The sequence below is a fragment of the Sporosarcina sp. NPDC096371 genome, from assembly GCF_044762865.1.
Classification (GTDB): Bacteria; Bacillota; Bacilli; order Bacillales_A; family Planococcaceae; genus Sporosarcina.
In genome coordinates this window covers 26797-52497 of record NZ_JBIWFE010000009.1, presented here as the reverse complement: position 1 = coordinate 52497, position 25701 = coordinate 26797, and the positions used below count along the sequence as shown (strand labels likewise).

Sequence of the window (25701 nt, the reverse complement as noted above, 5' to 3'; positions counted from 1 at the left end):
TATAAATCCATAGACCTTAACGATTAATCATTCCCGATTCATTCTTTGCAAACTGCATAACTTCTTCACTTGAAAAACTGCTGCAGTCTCCTTGAATCGTATGTTTTAATGCTGACGCAGCTGTAGCAAAAGAAATGATTTGTTGCGCAGGGAATCCTTCCAGGATGCCCCACAAAATTCCTGCTGCATACGAATCACCTCCTCCAATACGTTCAACAATCGGTTCCAGATGATAGACCTTTGATTGATAAAGTTTATCGCTTGTAAATAAATTTCCTTGTAGTCTATTGCTAGAAGCTGATAATACAGTCCGAAAAGTAGAGCTCATGTATTGGATATCCGGATATTTCTCCAGAATTCTCATGTAGTAAAATAGTAATCTTTCCTCTTGAGATAATGACCCTTCCGCCGGTTCTATTCCAAGTAAATGAACTGCATCTAATTCTCCGCAAAAGCAAATATCTATATACGGCATTAACGGTTTAATGGCTGCAGCCGCTTCCTGTTGGCTCCAAAGCTTGGAGCGATAATTAAAATCAAAGCTGACCAAAACGTCCATTTCCTTGGCTTTTTTAAATATCTGGAGAACTAATTCCTTTAAAGCGGGCGACAGGGCTAGCGTAATCCCCGTAATATGAATTAGTGATACTCCCTGTAAGATCCTTTCAATCTCAACCTCATCAGCCTCTAACTGTGAAAAACTAGAATAACCGCGGTCATAGATGACTTGGCTACCCCTTTCACCTGCACCTTCTTCCACGTAATAAGATCCGAGCCGTTCACCTCCCTTTAACAGGAAATCAGTATGAACCCCGTGGGATTTAAGATGCCGCTCCACTGCACTTCCTAACGAATTCGCTGGAATTTTACTGACAAAATAGGCTTGGTAGCCAAAGTGAGATAAGGATACTGCTACATTCGCCTCAGCGCCGCCATAATGGACAGAAAGCTGATTCGCCTGCCGAAGCAGCATGCCAGTCGCTGTTGATAAACGCAGCATGATTTCTCCAAGCGTGACCACTTTTTTCATCTTAATCCCTCACGAGCAGCTTTGACTTTTTGAACATACTGCCTGGCATTTCCCGTAATTTTTTCGTATTCTCCTGTTTTGGCAGGTGCGATTAAGTTCCCACCTATCCCAACAGCAACACAGCCATTTTTAATCCACTGCTCAATATTATCCAGGTTCACGCCGCCAGTCGGCATAATATTCACCTGTGGCAGCGGTGCTTTTACTGCCTTTACAAACTCCGGACCAAAAGTGTCGCCAGGGAACAACTTAATAATATCGACCCCATGTCCTAATGCGTGCTTCATTTCAGTAATCGTCATGCAGCCTGGCATATAGGGGACTTGGTATAAATTACAAACCCTTGCCGTCTGTTCATCGAAACTTGGGCTTACTATAAACTTGGCGCCGGCTAAAATGGCGATTCTGGCTGTGGTATCATCGAGAACCGTTCCCGCGCCAATGACCACTTCCTGTTGATCTGCAAAATGGGCATCTAATTCCTTTATGACTGCTTCTGCATCCCGGATTGTAAAGGTAATTTCAATGATCGATATTCCGCCTTTGACACAGGCTTCCGCAATCAATATGGCCTCTTCTTTGGTGTCAGCCCTGACAACTGCAACAACTCCAGATTCAGTCACTCTATTTAATACTTTCAGCTTTTCCATAACAGCTTTCCTCCTTTCAAAAAATGAACACACAAACTTAGTTATAAAATGACTTCTTTCTGTCCATTTTTACTAATGGTAAGCCTATGATAGAAATACTCATCGTTATGTTTATATAATCTTTCACCTTTATAGGTTTCATTGGCGACAAAATAAATGTCATATTCAGAGGAACTCGCATTAAGGTGAAAACTTAGAAAAAACTCCTCCAACGGAGATTGCTCCGACCCACATTGTTCAATCTTATTCAGCATAACCTCTAACGGTTTTCCCGAAAAAATACTAAAACGAATCCCATGATGAGCAAATTCTTTTTCATCTACTAATGTTGTACGATTGATTAACTTATTGTATTGAGTAGATGAAAGGTTTACTTTGCTGTATGTATCCTCCATATCACTAAAGTATGCATACGTAACATTTCTTTTGGCTGTTAACTTCCAGCAGTCTTTTTGTTTGCCAACAGTTATATCGGGATTTAATTGAAATAATCTTTTCATTGTATGTTTTCCTTGCGCGTCGACATCATCTATCACAATGACAATGCTTTCCTCTTTCAAGATAATTACAGTTCGCTGAACCAGATAGGTAGAGTAATAGAAAGCACTTTCCATTACGATATATTTGCTAGTTTCTTTTATTTTGCTTCCAGCCTTTTTCCCTATATGGTGAAACGTCCAGGAATCATTGATCGACGTGGACGGAAGCTCATCAACAACAACCGTACTATGGCTATGAACAGATCTTAGATAGCTTCGCAATGGTCCTTTTTGATAGGTAAACCTGCCAGAATCACACAAAACCCTTTCCCCATTAAGAAATATGTTAAGATGCCCTAGACTTGCATGTCCGTGCCCGCTACCATGCCAACCATTCCATAAACTAACGAAATCATTCTCCGTCTTGTAGACAAAATTTCCGCTTGCATCCCCGATAAATAGCTCTGGTAAATCCCCCTGACAAAATGCTGGCAGCTTTTTATATACCGCTTCAACATTGACATAATCGCTGTCATGCTGGGGAACTAAATAGCCATTTGGGTAAATCATATAATTAGCAGCGACTGCAGTCTTTTTAATGACACTGTTTAAGTCTACCGGCAAAGTAATCCCTAAGACTTGGGCTTCTTTATAAATTTCAACTAACGCAAATAGCACTTCAAAGTGATACAAAGGAGATTGCTCCCAATGAACACCATCTGTGAAAAACTGTATTTCGCATTGACGTTTCAATTCATCCCAAGCCCATTCAATTATTTCTTTAGGGACCAAATCCTCACATATCATAACTGTCTGCAGAATACCGGAAATCTGCAAAGCGCCCCAATTACTTAATGTGTATCGCTCAAGATAATGATCTTTCAGAAAAATGATTTGATCTCTTAAGGAGGACAAAATAGTTTCTAACTCATGATCCAGTAATAATTCATGGAGAAGTATCATACCCTTCATCCAACTTGCACATCTAATTCCCATGTCAATCGTCCGCCATGATGTGTGTATTTTTCCGTCAGTAAATGGATTATGTTCAATCCAATCAAATACCAGACGCTTCCAACAATCTACATACTTTTGGTCCTGTGAGTCAGCGTAGGCTTCAGCCAGGTCAAGAAGATACTCCTGTCTGTTAAGCATAAAAATCCATTCCTCATCTGCATTCATCGCATAATTCCAATCTATTTTCTTAAAGGAATAGGGAATATAGCATGCCTCCATATCCAAAGGCCTCTTGAATACAAAAATATTTGAGCATAATAGATTTGCATTTAAATACACTGCCTGCTGAACATCTTCGTTATAAAAGGAACGTTGAGGGGTGGATACATAACCATTTAAACAAGTTGCCAAATTTGCCCTAACTTTCGTTATCTCCATACTAACACCTCAAATCTTTCCTCTTTCAACTGCTAGGTTGACCATCAAGTCTTTACACTCAGAAAGCGCTTGTTCAATGATCATTGGAGCATCCAAGCTGGCGACCTCTTGAAATTGAAACTTCATCGCTAATTCCGTAATGACGCTTAGCGGCATACCAGAAATAAGAAAGTGTTCCAGTGATGTTGATTCTAAAATGATTCGAGCTGCTATTTGATGGGGGGCTCCCCCCGTTAAATCAGCAAACACAAGCACCTTAGCATAGTCTTGTAAAAGATTTGTGAATTCTTCCTCAAATTGAACATGTGTCATTCCATCAACTAATTCTAGAACAGATATATTCGGATTTTCTCCCATTAAATAGTGAAGTGCAGATTGTACACCCGAGGGAAATTTTCCATGGCCGATAAGTAATAGTTGATACATAACCGTCTCTCCCTTCTTAGGACCTAACGGCTGGTGTACGTAATTTCCCTAGACTCACCTCTGCTGTTTGTTCACTTGTATAAGTCTCATTCACTCGCTGAAACCCCCTGCTTACTAGCGCGTTAATCAGAAAAGCTGCCATACTAAAGCTCAAAAGGGTAGCTCCTGGAAAATAGAAGCATAGAAGAATGGTCGCAGCCAAAATTAAGAGTGATAAAATGGTATAATGTAGGTTTGCAACTGATAACAGAAAAGCATTCTTAATTGCACCTTTCCAGGAAACTCGATAATGAGCCATGACAGGAAAAATCATAATGGTAACAAACAAGTAAACAATGGTTAAAAGAAAGAAGAATGAAAATAACACATACTTTAAATTGGAATTTAGCTGGTTGGTGATGATAAAATCGCCCAACAATAAACTAGTAAATACAAGCCAGACTATTCCGATGAAAAAACCTTGTTTAAAGCTTTCCTTTAAAAATCGAATGTAAGCTGAAAGGACTTGAATATCGCCTTGTGTTTTCCACTCCCTTAAAACAGCAAACATGGCTGTTGTCGCAGGAAAAATAGTTACGATTGGAATACACATCAATAGCCAAATTGTATTTAATAGAAATATATTCTTCAAAAATTCCATTGTTTTATAAAGTGTGTTATCCATTATTTTCACCTCAATACTTTCCATCATTTACTTGAATGACTTTTCCTCTTTACCAATACATTTTCCAATCCTTCGTTAGTCTGATTAGCGCTTCAAAATAGTAATAGTCGCCCCAGATACAGCTTTCATCTACTCCTCGACCACCGCCTTTGTAATAGACCGCATGCTTTAGAATTCCATTCGCGGGTGATTCAATATCTGTTGTATAGTCGTTGTATAAAGACTCAATCATCTTAAGAGCTGCATTTTCATAAATTCTCTTTTCAGGGTCAGTTACCGGCAGATATTTAGTCAGTTCTAGTAGCCCGCAAACCGTGATGGCTGCCGCGGAACTATCACGTTCTTCGCCACCTTCTGTAAAAATTAAATCCCAATAACAAATTTCGTCTTCAGGAAGCCTATTTAAATAATAGTTGGTCAATTTCTTTGTAAGTTCGATTAAACTCCCATTATTCGTATAATGAAAACTTAACGGGAAGCCATAAATACCCCAAGCCTGCCCGCGTGCCCAACAAGAATCATCAGAATACCCTTGGCGTGTGTTCCCATACAATGGTTCTCCTGTCTCCGGGTCCATGTAATATGTATGGTAAGTAGATGCATCCGGCCTGACAATATATTTAGCGGCTTGCGATATGTGAATCTCAGCAATTTCTTTATAGATCTGTTTTCCAGTCACTTCAGATGCCCAATAAAGTAAAGGAAGGTTCAGATTACAATCAATAATCATTCTCCCACGTTCTTTCGGGTCATCTAAATTCCCCCACGCCTGGATAATTCCTGCTTTATCGTAATACCTAGTAATCAATAAATCTGCTGCCTTCAAAGCAATTTCCTTAGCCTCTTCATTTCCTGTTAATTTATAGGCACTAACACAGGATAAGCTATACAAAAACCCTAAATCATGGTGGTCTACTTCAATCCGATTTTCTAATCTTTCTTTAAAACTTTGGATCTGCTTTTCCGCAACTTTACGATATTTTTCGTCACCTGTGTATTCATAGGCAAGCCATAGCATACCCGTCCAAAAGCTTGTGGTCCATTCGACATTTTGAATCGGCTTATAGACGAGATTTTCACTATTTGAATCGGGAAACAGATCCGTAAATAAGTCTAAGCTTTGGTCGATTTTAGCCAATACATGCTGAATAGCTTTTTCCACAAATGCCTGGTCAACGGCAGGGGGTTTCTCAAACCGCTCTATATTTTTTATATTCTCTGTTATTACATTTTCTACACATACTGTCATACCAAATCACCTCAGCCTTTTATAATAAGAACGGGTCTTTCATCTTCTCAATCCATGAACGCAACTTCCGATCCAACACATCTGCTATTGGATGATTTGGCGTAAATTCAATCCTTTCTGGATCAAGCTGGAACTTATCCTTTGCTAAGTCGTAGAGTAAACGAATACTTTCATCATCAGGGGCATAGCCATGATGAATTACATACATAAATTGTTGCGTCCTAATGGCCCTCCAGCCAAATGCCCTGTTATCAATTCCTGCATCCTTAAAAACCTCGATGACTTCCTTGCGCCCGGGATATGCGGAAATATACGCTTCTTCCGGCCCTCCACTCTTCTCCTCGATAATATAGTCTGACAAATCTATCCCCTCAACTGTGTTGGGAATATCGAGCTGAAGCATACGAAGCAGTGTCGGCATAATATCGACCGAATTTAACAAGAGATCTGTCCGTCTAGGTGCAATCACCTTTGGCCAGCGGATACAAAATGGTACACCAATAGATTCTTCATACCAGACATGCTTCGCCATCAATCCATGTGATCCCATCATTTCTCCATGATCTGACGTAAGAACTACTACCGTATTCTCCTCTAACTGGTTTTCTTTTAGGAATTGAAGAATGCGTCCAAATTGATCATCAATCCCAGTAATCGCAGCAAAATAATTTAGTTGTTTCTCTTTTAGTTCTTTCACACCGTCTTCAACTGGTTCACCGGTATGAACTTTGAAATGTGTTTGGGTTACATTTTCCCTAAGCGTTATGTGGTCCAGTTTGTAAAGCTGCTTATATTTATCAGGTACTTGATCAAACGGGCTATGCGGCGGATTCCATGAAACAAATAGGGCAAAAGGTTCGCCGCTATCGTGATCTCTCATAAAGTCTATGGCTTTGTCGGTTTCATGCTTCACTGACCATGTATTGACTTTTATCTTTTTAGGACTGTCCTGCCAATAATGAGGGGATAAATGCTCATCCCATGCACCGTAGGAATACCAGTACTGAAACCCGTGTCTTTTAGGGCCAGACGGTGTAAAGGCATCCCACCCGTTTGCACCTGATTGTGGTTGATCCGTCACATTTAATTCTGGCAAGTCAAGATGCCATTTCCCGATATATCCTGTGTCATAACCTGCCTCCGCAAGAACGTCACTGATACAGATTTCATCCGGACTTAACATGACGTCGACGCCTATTTTACAATTTGTATAAACCCCAGTACTCATCGGATAGCGGCCCGTCAACAAGGAGGCTCGGTGAGGCGAGCATAACGGAGAGCAAGTAACAGCATTTGAAAATACAACACTCTCTTCGGCAAACGCATCAATATTTGGGGTCAGAACCTCGTCTTCACCTTCATAACCTACTGCCTGACGACGCCATTGATCGGCAAATAGATAAATTAGATTTGGCTGCTTAGGACTCTCCACTTTTTCTCTCTCCCTTTACTTTATTCCAGTGTTCGCGACTCCCTTGATAAAATGATCTTGGGCTAAGAAGTATACGATGATGGTCGGCACAATTGCAGAAACGGCTGCTGCCATTAATAGAGAGTATTCCGTGTTATACTCCGTAATAAAATGCTGAATACCAAGTTGTAGTGTATATAAGCTATCTGATGTTAAGTAAATTAGAGGTCCTAAGAAATCATTCCATGCGTGCATAAATGAAAAAATCACAAGTGTGGCAATTGCCGGTTTGGATAACGGCAAGACAATTCTCCAATAAATTCCGAACTCACTTAGTCCATCAATTCTTGCAGCCTCTAGCAGCTCATCAGGGATCGATAAGAAAAACTGGCGGAACAAGAAAACACCAAACGGATTAAATGTTCCAAGGATAATTAATGCCCAATGAGTATTCACTAATCCAAGTTTATTCATCAGCATAAATTGCGGAATCATCATAACCTGATACGGTATCATCATCGTCGCAATATATATGAAGAACAAGCGATTTCTTTCTGGAAACTTAATTTTGGCAAACGCGTAACCAGCAAGAGAACTATTAATAACAACTAAAATAGTAGTGATAACAGCTATTTTCAATGTATTAAGATAATAGAGACCAAATGGAACAGTGGTCCAAACCTTGGTATAGTTATCCCAATGGAACGTTTCCGGAATCCATTTTATCGGGAATCCGAATATTTCCGTTTCTGCTTTCAATGAAGCTGAAAGCATCCACACAAATGGCAAAACCATCGTCAGCGAAACGAGGATAATTACAAGATACTTTACTATTTTGCCACCTGATATTTTTCGTTTTTTCACATGAGGTGTATAAACTGACACTTCAGTAACAGCATTCATTACTTTCACTCCTCTCTCGTCTCATTAATCACTTACCCATTTTCTTTGCCCCACAAATTGGAGTATGGAGATGATTAAAATAACAAGGAATAAGACATAAGCCATTGCGGAGGCATACCCATATTCAAATTGCTTAAATGCTGTATTATAAATATCGTATACTAATACATGCGTCGATCTTCCTGGTCCTCCCCCTGTTAACACATAAATCAAATCAAATACTTTAAAAGAATTGATGACACCGATAATCGTTGTAAAGAACAATACTGGGGATAACATGGGTAATGTTATATGAAAGAATTTTGAAACCTTCCCTGCCCCGTCAAGTTCAGCAGCCTCGTAAAGGTAATCCGGAATATTTTGCAGTCCTGCTAAAAATAAAATCATATAATACCCAATTGAGTGCCAGATATATACGATAGATACAGATATTAGTGCCCAACTTGGAGAAGATAGCCAGCCGGGGGGATTTTCTATCCCAAGCCTTAGCAGAGTTCCATTAATGGGACCTAGTGAGGGATTGAAAATTAATTGCCATACGGCTGCAACTGCAATGGTCGCAGTAACATAAGGTAAAAAAACAGCAGTCCTAAAAACTTTCACAAAGCGAATCCCTTGATTTAAAGCCACGGCAATTAATACCGAAATAAATAGAGTAACTGGGACCGAAATCAACATAAATAAAATACTATTTACAAACGAGATTTTAAAATTAGAATCACCAAGCAGCTGCTTATAATTGGAAAATCCAATGAAATCTATTTTTCCAAAGCCATTCCATGATGTGAAGCTCATAACGAAAGATGCTATAACAGGAATAAGGATAAACAATAGGAAACCAATAATATTTGGAAGTAGAAAAGAATAACCAATAAGTCGATTTCGTCTAATCGTCTTTGACTTTACCTTTTTGCTCGGTATCATTATGTTCAGTCCTTTCTATTAAAAAGTAAGGCACTGCGGTAGTAATCTTAGAGCAGTGCCACACTTCTTAAGCTGGCTAGTTACCGTACTTACTTGCCCATTCACCTTCTACACGTTTTGTAATTTCTTTAATTGCGTCATCTACAGAGTTTTGACCAATTAAGGCTAGTTCTCCCTCTTGCTTAAAGATTTGCTCGATAACAATATTTTTCACTCCAGGCAACATTGGATATTCAGGATACTCCTTTGTTTCCAAGAAGTAGTGGAGATTTTCTGGTTGTTGCGTACCATCACCTAGATAAGCATTCTTTACATCCTCGTCCATAAACCCAGTTAAATACCCTTCTGAGGCAAGTAGCTCTGCTCCTTTTTTACCTGTCATATACTGTAAGAATTCGAAAGCTTCTTTTGAATGCTTTGTGTTTTTGTTCATCATAATCGATACGGGTAACGCTAGTGATGTATTCTTTTCTACGCCTTCCGGATGTGGAATTGGAACAACATCCCAGTCAAAATTCATAGTTCCTTCTGCTTCCCCTTGACGAAGCTGCGCAACATGCCAATCACCAATAATGTTCATGGCAATATTCCCCTTTTGGAATGCCGCATTATAATGGGCACCCGTACTTACTTGTTCTGACCATTTCATAATCGAACCATCATTTTCAAGGTCTAGCCTTACTTGCAAAGCATCCTTAAATGGTGATAGATCTTTATCAATAACAGATGCCCCTTTTTGTACAGCACCCATGTACCAAGTTGATGGCCATTGTTGTAAATATGCTCCGTACACTTTGTCATTTCCGCTGCCGCTTGTCATTTTCTTCGCTAACTCGCGGAATTGTTCCCACGTCATATCATCGCTTGGATAGTCAGTACCTTTTTCATCAAACAATGTCTTATTGTAATAGAGCATCCAATTTGATTTACGATATGGAAGGCTCATGACTTCTCCATCTGATTTAAACGTGTCAAACATCGTTCCATATCCTGTAACGTCCATCCCAGTTTCTTTAATGTAATCATCCAGCGGAGCAAGGATACCCGTGTCGATCATATTATCCATTTGTCCGGTAAATAAGTCATAGCCATCGCCGCCTGAAAGCTGCATCCGAATCTTTTCATAATATTGCTGCTGCGGAAAAGTTTCAAAGGTGATTTCTACATTTGGGTGTTCCTTTTTAAAATCTTCATATCCTTTTTTGAAAACTTCTTCGTCAGCCGGGAAAACCGCCATTTTCAAATTAATTTTCTCATCGGCGCCTTTTTCCTCTGAACTTTTACTTCCTTCTGCTCCTGTACCGCCTTTTTCCGTTCCGTCATTTGAACAACCAAACACGACTAACATACATAAAGTTAAAATTGCGAGCAAATTAATTTTCTTTTTCATACCTTCACCCCTTAATATTATGAATATTTTGTTATATACTCATTGTAAGTGCTTTCATTTTTTAAAATAAGGTGAATGTTTTTTACCCCTATTGAAACTGGAGTGACAATTATGATTTTCCTTTGCCTCATTTTTATGGTCATTTTAATCCTATTTATCTGTAAAAACCTTAGCAGCAGATCCATTTTCTTTCTTTGCACACTAACCATCGGATGGATTTTGGCGTATGTTTCTTTCACCCTCTATCTTGCAAAATTTAATTATTACTATAGTGTTGTAAATCAATTTATCGATTTTAATCCAGGAACCTGGAATAATCTTGTTCTTCAAAACTTTGATGCTAATACATTAATCCGATTATTTAATCTGGGCTTGGTCCTTTTTTATGTTTCTTTTTTAAGTTTTAGCATCTCGTTTGTAAGTAGGAATATGGTCACAATAAAACGAAGGTATATTTATGTCCTGTTAGGTATACTTGGGATTGTCCAGTTTCTGCTCTATGACCCTAGCATTAATCTTTTCCTTCAGGATATTGCCTTCGAAGCCAACATCTCGCATCAATACGAGAAATATATCAAGATTTCAGAACTAATTTTCACGGGATTCAATTTCACCTGCATCATTACCAGCTTTGCTTTATTTATCTATTATTTCATCCGTTATTACAGTCTTAAATCGATTCGGGATCAAACGCTTTATATTCTTATTAGTCTAATCCCGATTACTTTTGTACATCTTTTCATATTTTACTGGGCACCGTTTGTTTTTGTTAGGACAACTTTTAGCAAAGACTTTATTAATTACATTCAGCCGCCTATCAATTTATATACAGGAAAATATCGTATTTTTCCCATCATTGCGGTTTTGGCGATTATCACCATGCTCTTTAATATTTACAAATACAAAACCATTACCGCCCGTCATTCAAATTTAAACATTATTACAAAGAAAAAAATTGATACGGCTTCTTTAGGAATTCGCGCATTTACCCACGCCATTAAAAACCATCTGCTCGCGATCCGTTCTGAAGCCGAGTATTTACAAGAGAAGTTTGCAATGGATGAAGATGCCCTCTATAGCTTAAAACTAATCACAGATTCCTGTGAACAATCTTTTCAAAGTATTGATGAGGCAAATAATAAATTGAAACAAATTACACTGAATATAAAATCCACACCGCTATACATCCCAATTGAAAAAGCAATTGAGCGGATTCATTCAAGCTGTATAAACGTATATTTTGAAAAACCAATTGATGATATCGCTGTTTATATAGATGAAGATCATATTTCCGAAGCATTATATAACATTCTTAAGAATTCTATTGAAGCCCTTGAACCAGCTGGAGGAAGTATTTGGATAGAACTGCACCATATCAATCGGTGGGGAACGGTGACCATTAAAGATAATGGCCCCGGCATTAATACTGAAAATTTAGATGAAATTTTCACCCCTTTCTTTTCCACAAAGCCAAGTATTACAAATTGGGGAATTGGCCTATCTTTTTGTCATAAGGTGGTTTCGGCTCACAGAGGAAAAATTGAGGTAACGAGCGAACAAGGGAAATTCACTCAGTTTACTATTCTATTACCGCTTGTTAAGAAGGAATAAGAAGTCCCCCATATTCTCTTAGGAAGGAAGCGAAACTATTGGAAAAGATTCGAATTGTAATTGCAGATGATATGGAGGCGCACCGCAGGCGACTGGAGCGAATTATTCACAGTGACAAAAACCTAGAGCTGGCAGGATCCGCCAAGAGCGGGTATGAAGCAATAGCCTTTGCTGCTATCAAGAAACCCAGTATTGTTTTAATGGATATTGAAATGGAAAGTCAACTGGCGGGAATTAAAGCTGCGGCAGAAATTAATAAGATTTCTCCAACAACGAAAATCATCATGTTGACAATCCATCAAGATGATAATATTGTGTTTGCCGCCTTTCAAACCGGGATCGTTGATTATTTAATTAAGTCTGCTCCAAAAGAAGAAATCCTGGAGGCGATTTATTCTGCCACCAACAATCAATCCCCAATCCGTCCAATTATCGCAGAAAAGATTCGACAAGAATTTGCGCGCATTAAGTCATCAGAAGATAACTTAACACAGTCTTTTAAAGTGATTTCCAGTTTGACACAATCCGAACTTGAAGTTCTGAAACTGCTTTGCAATGGTTTAAAACGGAAGGAAATAGCGGATATTCGTACCGTGGAAATTGAAACAATCAAAAAACAAATTAATAGCTTGTTGAAGAAGTTTGATAAATCAAGTACAAAGGAAATCGTCAAAAAAGTAAACGAACTAAAACTTTTTGATATGATCAAAGACATTTCCTAAGTTAGAACTATTTATATAGGGCATGTAAAAACCGTTAGCGGGCTTTCTTATTGACGACGAACACTATATTTCACTACTTGTGACATCATATTCCAAATTATTTGCGGCTGATTTTTGACAGATTTACCAATAACCGAAAAGTACCCTGCAGCTTTTTGATAAGCTGTAGGGTACTTTTATGTAATTAGATACTAAATCTGTTTGTAAAGTAATCGGTGATTATCTTCCGATAGCCTTTTATTATGGGTAAGGTACTTCTCCATAAATATCCTCAAATTCCGTTTTTAGTTTCTCAGTAAAATAATACCAATATATGTAACCCCCCTAGTATGAGACACCCGGGTAAGAGCTTTGCACCAGTAACTTTGCAGAAATGATCCATATGCAAATTATGGTCATTGATTGTATGCTTCCTAAATCCACTCACCTTCATTTACCTTATTACCGTTTCTAGTGCCTGCCCAATAAGCATAAAGCTATCTTTTTTATTTTCTGACGGCTCACTTTTCAAAACTAAATCTTTCAACTCGAGTTGAATATCAAAGACCCCCGTTCTTTTAGACAACAAAAAAACCTCCTAATTTAATAATTAGAAGGTCTTCGGTTAAAATTAGTATTACGTCTAAAATGAGTGTGAAATGGCAATGTTCGAATCTTGACCGTTTCACTTACTCACTCTTTTACTAATCCAGATGGTGTGATTATGCATTCGGATCAAGGAAGAGTTTACATGTCCTATGCGTGTCAGGCCTACTTTAAGCATAACGATCTTGTCAGCAGAGTGTTGAGTGCCAGGTTCTAAAATAATTCAGAATTCAACGTAAAATAGGCACCCTTCACTAATTTTTAAACTAACAGTCATTTCCACTTCTTAATGCTATCCAATCTCCTCATTTCCCTTTACTTTTCACTTGATTTTCAAACTTCCTTGAAAAGCTTGATCTTCAATTTCTATTACAGGTTCGCCCTCTTGCGTTTCACCTTTCCAGATGAGGATCGATAGCCGTGCGGACGATTTAGAGATGTTGTTCATTGTCAAGCGAACGCTATACACATTACCGTTTTTATCGAGCGCTTTTGTTTCGATTTCAGCATGGTTTTCAGTTAAATTAAGCACGACCGCTTCCTTCAATTCCAAAAGAAGTCCTTGAGGAGTAACATTAATGCCGGCATTCCCAACTAATTTGTTGTCCTCTCTCGTTGTCCATTCGCTATTAATATGCAACTTTTTCCCAAGCGCAGAGTTCTTTGGAAGATCCACATAACCTTTCGCTCGGACAGTAATGCCTGATTCAATAGGAATAGAGTTATCGCTAGTCATTTGTAGTTTAGCTGTAAATGTTTTACCTCTCGCTTGATTAACATCTATTTCCAATACCGTAGACTGATTTAATTGTTCTATTTTGATATTTTCATCAGCTTTCAATACATGAAACGTTTTACCTTCAATTTCAACTTTAATAAAGCCCTCGTTTTTCATCGTTGGGTCTGATACTGCAATCTCAAGCACTCCGTCTTTCTCCTGCATCGTAACCGAGGCTTTTTGATACACCGTTAGAGGTCCGACAGTTTGCTCCTTATCATTCCAGAAATTAGCCCCAATGATATTTTCCTTCACGTTGTGAACAGCTTGAACAGCCGAATCATTACGTAAAACTTTAATATCGGGATCATTAGCGTACTCTTCAGTTTGTTTCTGGCTTCTACCTGGAAGAAGGACATATGAATACGTGTCATTTCCAGGCTTTATTCCATGGTCAAACCACATGGTTGCATAGGATCTCTTTATTGGGTCTGCCGGTTCACCATAATTAATATCCTTCCAAGAACCAGTACGTTCTTCTACTTTAACTGTCAGTGTTTTTCCTTCTGGGAAGTAATAGCCAATATCAGCGCCTTGAACATTACCTTCAAGAAAAGCCCAATGGGCATTAAACGAATGATCCTGCGTACTACCTAAATCAGGAGTTTTACCATCAATGATGAGTTTGTTGGAACCATCATTGCGGATCTTTCGATTTTCTACAATCGTTTCTACCTTCCGATCTTCATTGCTACTAATCCCAGAGCCAAGTGCAACAATTTCATTATCAAACATAAACCAGGACTTTTTTGCAATCAGTGAACTGTTCCAGGCTTTATAAGACATACCCGTTGTTCCAAAGCGATTATTCAGTGTTGAACCTCCCACCCATGACTCTGGTGAAGTATGCTCGCCGCTTCCATCCGCTCTTTTCATCGTATCTACTGTTGTTCCAGGCATCCTGTAAGGGTCAACAGTCGGCCAAAAATGATCACTGTATTGACCTAAATCTGCATTGTACAAATACGTCATGCCTTCGCCTGTATACCAACCTTTGCGGTTTTCATTGTTCATATCTTCATAGTTTTGAATTCGGTTAGAATACATGCTGATTCCATATGCATAGCCCGGCTTTCTATGGACAACGCGGTCCATCGCTGCAAAATTTTTATGGAAATCAAGGTCTCCCCGTGGTGTTACTTCTTGATTATCCAATAACTGTTTAGCCATGACCATGTCACGGAAGTTTCCTGTATTCTCGAAATAATTTAAGAACGTATCTTCTTGTAGCCAGTATTTAGCCATTTTTTGATATTTTTCCGCATATGGTTCCGGTGCAAATTGTGCCATACGAATCACACTTTTAATGATTGTATGACCTGCAGTATGATCCTGAAGGAAACTACGAGAAATCGCCCTTCCTCTCACCATATCCATTAAAGCGCCTTTATACATAAATGGCTCATAAGCATTTTCAATCCACTCATACACATTATTTACTTTAGGATCAGTCACATCCCAAGTGGAATCGCTTAATAATTCTAGTAACTCCGTCAATCCTTCGATTAGTACTATCCCGTATGATCCGTTATAGGCAATATTTTCGTGCTGCACGAAGGAGCCATCTTGATAAAAACCGTCTCCTTCCGTGACATTTTCAAAGGTTTGACTCAGCGCATCACGTGCAGCTGCAATTTTAGCTGCATCCTTCACAACGACCCCGCGCACTCCCACTACCTTACTAACATCAATACGGTTCGCCCCTAAAGCTTCTCGATACTTTTCTGGGGTAGTTGCTCCAGATTTCGTTGGATCAGGCTGAAAATGATCCACAACTTTCAAATAGCGATGTACTGTTTCCTTATCCATATAGTCATATAATAAGACCATAAGATTGTTCAATTCATTAGGCACACCAATTTCCCAGTGCCACCAATTGCTGTACTGTACAATATTTTCGTTATACTGGTTTTCATATAACCACTCAAGCCCCCCTAAAATATCTTGTAGCAATTGTGGATTCCTATAAAGGGATGAATGTTCATTTGCAAAAGCCTGTGACATTGTGTTTAGATTGCGATAGTTTTGTCTGATGTCCGCAGAATCATCTTTACTGGCAGAGTCACCCCAGAGGAATGAACGGTCCTCATTCTTGACCATACCTCTCCAAATTCCTTCTGCTGCTTTTGTTTTATTTTCGATTACTTGATTCATGCGCTCAATGGACTTATCAAAATAATCAAGACCTGTAATCTGGTTTTCCCATTTTTTACGGAGCTGATCATATTCGTCCAGATTTACAGTTTTAACAGTAATCTGACTCTCACTTTTCAGCATTCCATCTTTCGTCTCGACTGTAATGACGGCTGTTCCCGCAGACTTTGCCTCTACAATGCCTTTTTGAATGGAAGCTACTGCCTCATTTGAAGAACGCCAAATCAATTTTTCGGCATCCGCGTTTTTAGGAACAATACTTGTTTTGAGCAAACGAACTTGGCCAGATTCTAATTCGAGTTCTTTTGGATTCAAATCCAGCCATTCGACAGCAGGCCCTTCTACTTCATCATTCTTGATAACTTTTACAAGAATGCTAGCGGATAATCCATTATCTGTAGAAGCCATAATTACAGTTTCACCAGTAGAATTTCCAGTCACAATTCCGTTTTCCACGGTAGCGACTGTTTCATCCGTAGAAAACCACGAAATTTTTGAACTAGCATCAATTGGATCCATTTTTACATTCAATACAGATGTTTCTTGTTCTTTAAGGATCAATTCACTTTGTTCAATAGACATCGATTGTGCGGGATTGATTAATTCCAATGAAACATCGTCAAACATGACTGTACCTGTACCTGTTTCAAAGAAAAGCTGAACTCTAATACTATCCGCATTAAGAGGAACTTTCACATCCATTTTGATTTGCGACCAATCATGAGTGCCTGTCAGCCGATTGGAATATAGCAGGTCAAGTTGATGATTCCCCTCATACAATACAATTCTCATCCGTGCACCTTGGCCACTCACTATGTTTTCTGTTTTCAGCCAAGTGCTTAGCTGATACGACTTTCCACCTTTAACAGGCACATCCTGCGAAACTGCCGCCCTACCATTTTCCGCAGAAGAAATTTTCAATCCGTAATTGCCTGTGTAACTTGCACCCTCTGAAATGGACACAACCGGATTTCCCGTTGGTTTCCAGACACTCCAGTTCTTAGCTCCTATTTGATCCCAGCCATCTTTTGCAATACCAGTTTCTTCAAATCCAGGATTGAGTAATTGCTTCAATTCATTAGCCTGAACAAGTGCCATATTTGCCGTCATGGCAATCAATAATGAAAAAATGATAAAAATAGATAGTCCCTTTTTCCCCAACTGCTTCACATTCATTCGTTTCTCTCCTTTATTCCTTGATTTCAATATGGTGCTTAAAGCGTCAAGAAGTAAACTTGGATGATTGACACGATGGTTGGAACAGCGGTAGCTATTGCTAGGTTTTAGGGAGAAATAGTATCCGCACTTTCTTTTTTGAGCAACCCTTAGAACCTATCTATTCCCACCAAACTATAAAAAAATTCATGATTCACAGGCAATTGACGTCACTATCCCCCCTTTAAAAAAGTTACTTTCTTTAATCATTGTAAGCGGTTTCACTAATTTGAATAAGTGGAAAGAATTATACCCCCATAGAACATATAAATTGAATTTTCATTTAGGACTTCTTATTTTATACTTTCAATCCCTTTATACTATTTAGCCTAATGTGAATGACTCGCATTAGGCTAAATAGTATAAAGGGGCGGGAAATTCACAGTACCAAAGTTGCCATTTTAAAGTATACGTGGCGTTTACTTTGATGTCTGCAGCATGTGTAAGGGGGATTAAATGCTTTTATCGGTAATAGGGGTATAAAATATGCCCCTTTCTATTTTTTATTCTTCGTGGAGGAATTTCTATGGAAAACATTCGAATATTATTCGGAGACGATATGAAAGGCCACAGTAGGCGACTTGAAAGAATTATTGGTAGTGTTGAAAACCAAGAGTTGATTGCGTCCGCCAAAAGTGGATATGAAGCAGTTGACTTTGCTACCTTCAAAAAGCCAGAAATTGTATTGATGGATTTAAAAAACGAGTGCCAGGTTCTAAATTAATTCAGAATTCAATGAGAACCTGGCACCATTAACTAATCCCACACCCCATAAGGAAGTAGTTTCGAGAAGTTAGAAAAAGGATATATTCGTCCGGCAGTCTTGAATCAACAATGCTTCAGCGATACAAAGGACTCAGAGGTATTCAAAAAAACATGAAAAAAGCGCGGGAACTCCTCCCGCGCTTCTCGACGTTGCTGTCCTTTGATTGATTAACATCATCTCAAAATTTCGTCAATTCCCTGCAACCATATCTTGTTTGAGGCTGGATTAGATTTCATTGGTACGTTGATAACCAGTTATTATAAAATGACTGGCTGCTTACTTACATACTCATTGACTTTTTTCGCTACATCTTGCCCTTCTTTAATGGCCCAAACGATAAGACTTTGACCTTTTCTCGCATCTCCTGCAGTAAATACGCCATCTACATTTGTTGCATAATCTTTTGTTGTTGCTGCAATTTTATTGTTTACAATGTTCACGCCAAATTGGTTTGGCAATGAAAGCTCTGCTCCTTCAAATCCAATTGCAACAAACACAAATTGTGCAGGCCAAATTTTTTCTGTACCAGGTATTTCTTTAAAATAATGAAATCCATCTTCCGCAAGTATCTTTTCCATTTGAATTGTATGGAGCTCTTTTAAATTGCCTTTCTCATCTGCGACAATTTTCTTTGTTTGGATTAAGTATTCACGAGGATCTTTACCATATTTAGCTTCGGCTTCCTCATAAGCATATTCCAATTTGTATATTTTCGGATCGGTTGGCCACAAATTATCTTCCGCTCTTGTATTTGGTAGCTGTGGATGTGTTCCGAACTGGACAACCGATTTACAGTTTTGACGAATTGCAGTTGCCACACAATCTGCCCCCGTATCTCCTCCACCAATTATGATGACATCTTTCCCTTTTGTATTGATAAATTGCCCGTCAGCAAAATTAGAATCTAGCAAACTTTTGGTAGTAAAAGTTAAGAAATCCATTGCAAGATGAACACCATCTGAATCGCTACCTTCCATACGAAGTTCACGGTGTTTCTGTGCGCCGATACATAAAATAATCGCATCAAACTCATCTTTTAATTGATCTGCAGAAATATCTTTACCAATTTCCGTATTTAACACAAACTCAATCCCTTCTTGCTGAAGTAATTGAATTCGACGTTCGACTACATCTTTTTCTAGTTTCATATTTGGAATGCCGTACATGAGCAGTCCACCAGCACGGTCCGCACGTTCAAATACAGTTACAGAGTGACCCGCTTGATTTAACTCATCTGCGCTTGCAAGTCCAGCAGGTCCAGAGCCGACTATAGCGATTTTTTTCCCTGTGCGCTCTACTGGAATTCTAGGAACTATCCAGCCATTTTCAAATCCTTTATCGATAATAGTCCGCTCAATATTTTTAATCGATACTGCTGGATCTGAAATGGCAAGTGTACAAGACCCTTCGCAAGGAGCTGGACAAACCCGACCAGTAAATTCCGGAAAATTATTTGTCAGCGATAATCTTTCTAGTGCTTCCTGCCACTTTCCTTTATACACTAAATCATTCCACTCAGGGATTAAGTTATTAATTGGACAGCCGGCAGTCGCACCTCGTATTTCAGTCCCCATATGGCAAAAAGGAGTCCCACAATCCATACATCTTGCACCTTGTGTTTGAAGTGCTTCATCTGTTAACTTCGAGGCATACTCAGCCCAATTTTTAATACGTTTGAGAGGGGCTTCCTCCTTTCCTTTTTCTCGTTTAAAATCCATAAATCCAGTAGGTTTACCCATTTACTATTCCCCCTCTCTTACTTTTTCACAATCGTGAGTGGCTTTATTTCTTTGTTCACGGAAGATGCTAAAAATGCTTGTATTGCAGCTGCATCATCCGTTAAACCATCCCGCTTAAAGTCAGCGATTTTGTCGAGCATTTTCTTATAATCAGTTGGCACGACTTTTACAAATCTTTGAACATTCTCCTCCCATTTATCTAGTATGTTCATAGCTTTCGTGCTTTTCGTGTAATAATAATGATCCATAATTAATCGGCGAATCGCATGTTTTTCTTCTGATAATTCAATTCGTTCAAATCCAATCATTGCTGTGTTACATTTTTGTTGAAATCCGTCCAAGTCATCAACAAGTACATACGCAATACCGCCAGACATTCCTGCTCCGAAATTTTTCCCAACATCCCCTAATATGACAGCACGCCCTCCTGTCATATATTCACAGCCATGATCCCCAATGCCTTCCACGACAACATCTACACCACTATTTCGAACTGCAAAGCGCTCCCCAGCACGTCCATTTATAAATGCAGTTCCACTTGTTGCACCATAAAGCGCAACATTTCCAGCAATAACATTTTCTTCAGCAACACCATGAATAGGTGCAGTGACAATCAGTTTTCCACCAGATAATCCTTTGCCAAAATAATCATTTACATCTCCTGTTACATACATAGACATCCCTTTTGGTATAAACGCACCAAAACTTTGCCCGGCAGCTCCTGTAAATCGAAGTGTGATCGAATCGTCGGCTAATCCTCTAGCACCATATTGTTTGGAAATTTCGCTTCCAATAATCGTGCCTACAACACGGTCCGTGTTTGCAATTGGATAATTCAATTCCACTTTGGATTCACTTAGAATAGCATGTTCTACTTTTGGTAATAATTCACGTAAGTCAAATGATTGTTCTATTTTATGATTTTGCGGAATTTTAAACGTACGTGCTCCCTCTGGCTGATAAAGCAATGCCGTTAAATCCAATTGTTTTGCTTTCCAGTGTTCTTTTGCACGATCACTAACTTCTAGCACATCCGCACGTCCTACCATTTCTTCTACTGTTCTGAATCCAAGTAACGCCATATACTCACGAACTTCTTCCGCTACGAATCTCATAAAATTCACAACATAATCAGCACTTCCTGTGAATTTATCGCGAAGTTCCGGATTTTGAGTCGCAATTCCAACTGGGCAAGTGTCTAAATGACACGCACGCATCATAATACAGCCTAAAACGATTAATGGAGCTGTTGCAAATCCATACTCCTCAGCCCCAAGTAAGGCAGCCATTACAACGTCTTTACCAGTCATCAATTTTCCGTCTGTTTCCAGTCTTACTCTATCACGTAAACCGTTTAATATTAATGTTTGATGCGCTTCTGCGAGTCCTAGCTCCCAAGGAAGTCCCGTATGTTTAATGCTTGTTTTAGGAGATGCTCCCGTTCCACCGTCATATCCACTTATGACAATCACATCTGCTGCACCTTTTGCCACCCCAGCAGCAATTGTTCCAACACCCGATTTCGCCACTAGTTTCACACTAATACGAGCAGTTCTATTCGCATTTTTTAAGTCATGAATTAACTGCGCCATATCTTCAATCGAATAAATATCATGATGTGGAGGTGGAGATATTAATTCAACTCCAGTTGTCGATCCACGAACATCGGCTACCCATGGGTATACTTTATTACCTGGTAACTGACCGCCTTCGCCAGGTTTCGCACCTTGCGCCATTTTGATTTGCAGTTCATCTGCTTGCACTAAATAATGACTTTTCACTCCAAATCGACCAGATGCGATTTGTTTAATGGCACTTCTTCGGTTATCTCCATTGGCATCTAGTTCATAACGGATAGGATGTTCTCCACCTTCCCCACTATTACTTTTACCCCCTAGGCGATTCATCGCAATAGCAAGTGTTTCATGAGCTTCTTTGCTTAATGAACCAAACGACATCGCTCCCGTTTTAAATCGTTTGACAATGGAATCTACAGACTCGACTTCTTCCAGTGGAATACGTTTAACATCTTTTTTAAATGTCAATAAATTACGCAAAAATCCAATACGCTCTTCATTTGCCAGTTCTGCATATTGTCTATATAAACCGTAATCCCCTTTTCGAGTAGCCCACTGAAGTGTGTGGATCGTTTTTGGATTAAATGCATGATGTTCACCAGTACTTCTCCACTGGAAATCGCTACCTGAATCTAAAGAAGCCCCAATGGAATCTATAGCTGCTTGATGTCTTTTATTCGCTTCTACCACGATCGTTTCTAGATTAATACCACCTAATTGAGAAACAGTTCCTGTAAAATAACGTTCAATCACTTCTTTACTAATCCCTACCGCTTCAAAAATTTGAGCTCCGCGATAACTTTGAACAGTTGAAATCCCCATTTTCGACATTACTTTCACTACACCATCTGCAACACCTTTGCTATATTTCGCAACCGCTACTGCATAGCTACTATCGATATGCCCATCTTCTATTGCTTCTGCAATCGTTGCATAAGCAAGATAAGGATTAATCGCATCTACCCCGAATCCAATCAGAGCAGCAAATTGATGCACTTCTCTTGCTTCACCGGATTGCACAATAATACTTACCTTCGTTCGATTTCCTGTGCGAAGTAAATGTTGATGGAGACTACTTGCAGCTAGTAGGACTGGAATTGTAGATTGCTTTACATCCAACAGTCGGTCGGAAAGTATGAGTAAAGCTATTCCTTGTGCTATATATTCATCCGCTTGTTTAGAAACATGGTATAAATCGACCTCTAAATTTCCAGACATATTTAATTCTATAGTCGCACTTTGGAATTTTTTTGATTTCATTTCGTTTAGTTGGCTAAACTGGCTATTCGTTAAAATAGGTGTGTCTAAAATGATTCGTTCGCTATTAGATGGATTTGGATGCAGTAAATCTCCTTCTGCACCAAGTAGCGTCATTGTAGAAGTCACAATATGCTCACGAATTGAATCTATTGGTGGATTTGTTACTTGTGCAAAGAGCTGTTTAAAATAATTAAATAACGATTGTGGTCGATCTGATAAAACGGCTAGTGGTGTATCATTCCCCATTGATCCAATTGGGTCCTTGCCATCTAATGCAATTGGAATCATGTATTTTTGAATATCTTCATATGTGTAGCCAAATGCTTTTTGTTTGAACAACAAGTCATCTATTTGCTCTGGTTCTTCCATTTCAGATGTAATAGTTACTAAATTTTCGTCTAACCATTGTTGGTAAGGTAATGCATTTGCCATATCTGATTTAATTTCTTCGTCTGAAATAATACGACCTTGTTCTAAATCAACAAGTAGCATTCTTCCAGGGTTTAAACGTTCTTTGTATAAAATATTTTCTTCTTCTACATCTACTACCCCTACTTCAGAAGAGAAAATAATATAATCATCTTTTGTCACATAGTACCGAGCTGGTCGTAAACCATTGCGATCTAAAATTGCTCCAATTTGTTTCCCATCTGTAAATGAAATAGCTGTTGGTCCATCCCATGGCTCCATTAAACTGCTGTGATAAGAATAGAAAGCCTTTTTCTCCTCAGTTATATGAGGGTTTTCTGTCCAAGGTTCTGGTATTAACATCATGGCTGTGTGAGCTGGTTTTCTACCCGCAAGCACAAAAAATTCAAATGCATTATCTAACATGGATGAGTCGCTCCCATTTGTATCAATGATCGGCAAAAGTTTTGGAAGATCCTCCGCAAATGCTTCTGATACAAATTGTTGTTCCCGTGCTTTCATCCAGTTAATATTTCCACGTAAAGTATTTATTTCGCCGTTATGAACAATATATCTGTTTGGATGTGCTCTTTCCCAACTCGGAAATGTATTGGTACTATAGCGAGAATGTACTAATGAAAAGGCAGATGTAAATAGTTCATCTTGAAGTTCCACGTAGAAAAAATCCACTTCTTTGGGAGTAAGTAATCCTTTATAGACGATTGTCTGACTTGATAGACTTGCACAATAGAATTTTTTATCCTGTTGTAGTGCCCAGTGCTCCACTTGTTTTCGAATGACATACAATTTACGTTCAAATGCAAGTGAATCAGATGTGTTTATTGCTCTGATGAAAACTTGACGAACGACTGGTACTGATTCTTTTGCTTTTTCGCTTAGAACACCAGTGTTAATTGGAACTGTTCTCCACCCAATGAGTTCTTGCCCTTCCGCAATAATCATGTCATTTATTTTTTCTTCAATGCCCGCACGTTCTTCATTATTGTCTGTAAAAAATAGCATTCCTACGCCATAAGCCCCTTTTTTCGGCAAATCCCATTCATTACATACAACACGAAAAAAAACATCTGGTATCTGCACCATCAGTCCCGCACCATCACCCGTTTGACCATCGCTTCCACGACCCGCACGGTGGTCAAGTCGACATAACATTTCTAATCCTTTTTTTACGATATCATGTGTCGCATTTCCTTTTATATGTGCATATAAACCTATCCCACATGCGTCATGTTCAAACGTTGGATCATACATGCCCTGTGCTTTCGGTAATTGATGAAATGTCATATGAACCCCTCCATTTTCCATAAAAAGCCACTCGGTAATAGTATATGTTTTCAAACTAATGCGAACAATATATAATTTGGATATAAATGATCTGTTTTTGAGATAGATTAGGAGGGAACGATGGAAATACGCCAGTTGAAGTACTTTATCGAAGTAGCAGAACGTGAACATATTTCAGAAGCAGCTGCTCATTTGCATGTAGCCCAATCAGCTGTAAGTAGACAAATTGCAAATTTAGAAGATGAACTTGGAGTAGAATTATTTGAACGTGTTGGTAGAAATGTGAAGTTAACACCAATTGGTAAGATTTTTTTAGAACATAGCATTTCTGCTTTTCAAGCAATCGATTATGCAAAAAAACAAATAGACGAATATTTAGATCCGGATAAAGGGACTATCAAAATTGGATTCCCTACTAGTTTAGCTGGTCACTTATTACCTACTATCATTTCAGCGTTTAAAAAAGAATATCCAAATGTAGCGTTTCATTTACGTCAAGGGTCATATAACTATTTGATCGAAGCTGTGAAAAAAAGGGAGCTAAACCTTGCCTTTTTAGGACCACTTCCTCGAGAAGATGACTCGATCAACACTTCAATATTATTTACTGAAAAATTTTCTGTACTTTTACCTTCGAATCACCCTTTTGCAAAACGCGAAAAGCTACAACTTATTGATTTAAGAAACGATGATTTCATATTATTCCCAGAAGGATATGCACTAAAAAAAATCGCAGTAGAAGCTTGTAATACCGTTGGATTCACACCGAAAACTTCATCAGAAGGAGAAGATATGGATGCCATCAAAGGGTTAGTAGCAGCAGGAATTGGTGTAACTCTTTTACCCGAAAGCTCTTTTTACGATTCTACACCTCGATTTACAGTTAAAATACCAATAGAAACACCAATCATTCGAAGAACCGTTGGAATCATTAGCCCTGCAAATCGAGAGCTTTCGCCATCTGAAAAGGTATTCCATCAATTCGTCACCCGCTTCTTCTCTACGCTTGGTCAGTACCAGTAAATATTATTAATAATCGGAGAAATCAAAATTAATTATG

General features: G+C 38.8%; 18 protein-coding genes. 4 read left to right on the top strand and 14 right to left on the bottom strand.

What is annotated here, in order from left to right:
- Positions 1–16: 16 nt before the first annotated feature.
- The 10 genes from ACIQ0H_RS18765 to ACIQ0H_RS18720 form a co-directional block, all read right to left on the bottom strand.
- Complete coding sequence (locus ACIQ0H_RS18765) at positions 17–1030, bottom strand: PfkB family carbohydrate kinase (RefSeq protein ID WP_403418164.1); 1014 nt, start codon at positions 1028–1030, stop codon at positions 17–19.
- On the bottom strand, positions 1027–1680 hold the full coding sequence (locus ACIQ0H_RS18760; protein WP_403418161.1) for a bifunctional 4-hydroxy-2-oxoglutarate aldolase/2-dehydro-3-deoxy-phosphogluconate aldolase: 654 nt from the start codon (positions 1678–1680) through the stop codon (positions 1027–1029). The genes ACIQ0H_RS18765 and ACIQ0H_RS18760 overlap by 4 nt, the downstream gene beginning before the upstream one ends.
- Positions 1681–1721: 41 nt before the next feature.
- Entirely contained in the window at positions 1722–3395 is a 1674-nt protein-coding gene (locus ACIQ0H_RS18755; protein WP_403418159.1) for a heparinase II/III family protein, read from the bottom strand.
- A gap of 168 nt (positions 3396–3563) precedes the next feature.
- Positions 3564–3980: a PTS sugar transporter subunit IIA gene (locus ACIQ0H_RS18750; protein ID WP_403418156.1), complete on the bottom strand. Its 417-nt coding sequence runs from the start codon at positions 3978–3980 to the stop codon at positions 3564–3566.
- Between the two features lie 16 nt (positions 3981–3996).
- Positions 3997–4668 carry a YesL family protein gene (locus ACIQ0H_RS18745; RefSeq protein ID WP_403418153.1) on the bottom strand — a complete coding sequence of 224 codons (672 nt, stop codon included), beginning with the start codon at positions 4666–4668 and terminating at the stop codon, positions 3997–3999.
- A gap of 25 nt (positions 4669–4693) precedes the next feature.
- Positions 4694–5893 (bottom strand): glycoside hydrolase family 88 protein, encoded by a 1200-nt coding sequence (locus ACIQ0H_RS18740; protein ID WP_403418151.1) that lies wholly within the window; start codon positions 5891–5893, stop codon positions 4694–4696.
- Positions 5894–5912: 19 nt separating this feature from the next.
- Positions 5913–7325, bottom strand: coding sequence for a sulfatase family protein (locus ACIQ0H_RS18735; protein ID WP_403418148.1), 1413 nt, complete (start codon positions 7323–7325; stop codon positions 5913–5915).
- A gap of 15 nt (positions 7326–7340) precedes the next feature.
- On the bottom strand, positions 7341–8207 hold the full coding sequence (locus ACIQ0H_RS18730; RefSeq protein WP_403418145.1) for a carbohydrate ABC transporter permease: 867 nt from the start codon (positions 8205–8207) through the stop codon (positions 7341–7343).
- Positions 8208–8231: 24 nt separating this feature from the next.
- Positions 8232–9002 carry a carbohydrate ABC transporter permease gene (locus ACIQ0H_RS18725; protein WP_403418143.1) on the bottom strand — a complete coding sequence of 257 codons (771 nt, stop codon included), beginning with the start codon at positions 9000–9002 and terminating at the stop codon, positions 8232–8234.
- A 205-nt stretch (positions 9003–9207) separates the two neighbouring features.
- Positions 9208–10521: an ABC transporter substrate-binding protein gene (locus tag ACIQ0H_RS18720; protein ID WP_403418140.1), complete on the bottom strand. Its 1314-nt coding sequence runs from the start codon at positions 10519–10521 to the stop codon at positions 9208–9210.
- A 135-nt stretch (positions 10522–10656) separates the two neighbouring features.
- Between ACIQ0H_RS18720 and ACIQ0H_RS18715 the strand changes: the two genes are divergently transcribed.
- Positions 10657–12132: a sensor histidine kinase gene (locus tag ACIQ0H_RS18715; RefSeq protein WP_403418137.1), complete on the top strand. Its 1476-nt coding sequence runs from the start codon at positions 10657–10659 to the stop codon at positions 12130–12132.
- Between the two features lie 38 nt (positions 12133–12170).
- Entirely contained in the window at positions 12171–12854 is a 684-nt protein-coding gene (locus ACIQ0H_RS18710; RefSeq protein ID WP_403418135.1) for a response regulator, read from the top strand.
- A 433-nt stretch (positions 12855–13287) separates the two neighbouring features.
- On the opposite strand, the gene ACIQ0H_RS18705 is transcribed toward ACIQ0H_RS18710, so the two are convergent.
- Positions 13288–13419 carry a hypothetical protein gene (locus ACIQ0H_RS18705; RefSeq protein WP_403418132.1) on the bottom strand — a complete coding sequence of 44 codons (132 nt, stop codon included), beginning with the start codon at positions 13417–13419 and terminating at the stop codon, positions 13288–13290.
- Positions 13420–13761: 342 nt separating this feature from the next.
- Positions 13762–17547, bottom strand: a complete 3786-nt coding sequence (locus ACIQ0H_RS18700) for a polysaccharide lyase family 8 super-sandwich domain-containing protein (protein WP_403418129.1) — start codon at positions 17545–17547, stop codon at positions 13762–13764.
- A gap of 565 nt (positions 17548–18112) precedes the next feature.
- Here ACIQ0H_RS18700 and ACIQ0H_RS18695 point away from each other — a divergent pair.
- On the top strand, positions 18113–18310 hold the full coding sequence (locus ACIQ0H_RS18695) for a response regulator (protein ID WP_403418126.1): 198 nt from the start codon (positions 18113–18115) through the stop codon (positions 18308–18310).
- A 299-nt stretch (positions 18311–18609) separates the two neighbouring features.
- Here the strand turns inward: ACIQ0H_RS18695 and gltD are convergent, their stop codons facing one another.
- Positions 18610–20091, bottom strand: a complete 1482-nt coding sequence (gltD, locus tag ACIQ0H_RS18690) for a glutamate synthase small subunit (protein ID WP_403418124.1) — start codon at positions 20089–20091, stop codon at positions 18610–18612.
- Positions 20092–20108: 17 nt separating this feature from the next.
- A complete protein-coding gene (gltB, locus tag ACIQ0H_RS18685) occupies positions 20109–24641 on the bottom strand; it encodes a glutamate synthase large subunit (RefSeq protein ID WP_403418121.1) in 4533 nt (1510 codons plus the stop codon).
- Between the two features lie 120 nt (positions 24642–24761).
- On the opposite strand from gltB, the gene gltC reads away from it, so the two are divergent.
- Complete coding sequence (gene gltC / locus ACIQ0H_RS18680) at positions 24762–25664, top strand: glutamate biosynthesis transcriptional regulator GltC (protein WP_403418118.1); 903 nt, start codon at positions 24762–24764, stop codon at positions 25662–25664.
- The last annotated feature ends 37 nt before the right edge of the window (positions 25665–25701 follow it).

Excerpts from the sequence above, each read along its gene's own strand:
- ACIQ0H_RS18765 (WP_403418164.1), bottom strand. The coding sequence starts at position 1,030 with ATGAAAAAAGTGGTCACGCTTGGAGAAATCATGCTGCGTTTATCAACA.
- ACIQ0H_RS18760 (WP_403418161.1), bottom strand. The coding sequence starts at position 1,680 with ATGGAAAAGCTGAAAGTATTAAATAGAGTGACTGAATCTGGAGTTGTT.
- ACIQ0H_RS18755 (WP_403418159.1), bottom strand. The coding sequence starts at position 3,395 with ATGGAGGCATGCTATATTCCCTATTCCTTTAAGAAAATAGATTGGAAT.
- ACIQ0H_RS18750 (WP_403418156.1), bottom strand. The coding sequence starts at position 3,980 with ATGTATCAACTATTACTTATCGGCCATGGAAAATTTCCCTCGGGTGTA.
- ACIQ0H_RS18745 (WP_403418153.1), bottom strand. The coding sequence starts at position 4,668 with ATGGAAAGTATTGAGGTGAAAATAATGGATAACACACTTTATAAAACA.
- ACIQ0H_RS18740 (WP_403418151.1), bottom strand. The coding sequence starts at position 5,893 with ATGACAGTATGTGTAGAAAATGTAATAACAGAGAATATAAAAAATATA.
- ACIQ0H_RS18730 (WP_403418145.1), bottom strand. The coding sequence starts at position 8,207 with ATGAATGCTGTTACTGAAGTGTCAGTTTATACACCTCATGTGAAAAAA.
- ACIQ0H_RS18725 (WP_403418143.1), bottom strand. The coding sequence starts at position 9,002 with ATGAGCTTCACATCATGGAATGGCTTTGGAAAAATAGATTTCATTGGA.
- ACIQ0H_RS18720 (WP_403418140.1), bottom strand. The coding sequence starts at position 10,521 with ATGAAAAAGAAAATTAATTTGCTCGCAATTTTAACTTTATGTATGTTA.
- ACIQ0H_RS18715 (WP_403418137.1), top strand. The coding sequence starts at position 10,657 with ATGGTCATTTTAATCCTATTTATCTGTAAAAACCTTAGCAGCAGATCC.
- ACIQ0H_RS18700 (WP_403418129.1), bottom strand. The coding sequence starts at position 17,547 with ATGAATGTGAAGCAGTTGGGGAAAAAGGGACTATCTATTTTTATCATT.
- ACIQ0H_RS18695 (WP_403418126.1), top strand. The coding sequence starts at position 18,113 with ATGGAAAACATTCGAATATTATTCGGAGACGATATGAAAGGCCACAGT.
- gltD (WP_403418124.1), bottom strand. The coding sequence starts at position 20,091 with ATGGGTAAACCTACTGGATTTATGGATTTTAAACGAGAAAAAGGAAAG.
- gltB (WP_403418121.1), bottom strand. The coding sequence starts at position 24,641 with ATGACATTTCATCAATTACCGAAAGCACAGGGCATGTATGATCCAACG.
- gltC (WP_403418118.1), top strand. The coding sequence starts at position 24,762 with ATGGAAATACGCCAGTTGAAGTACTTTATCGAAGTAGCAGAACGTGAA.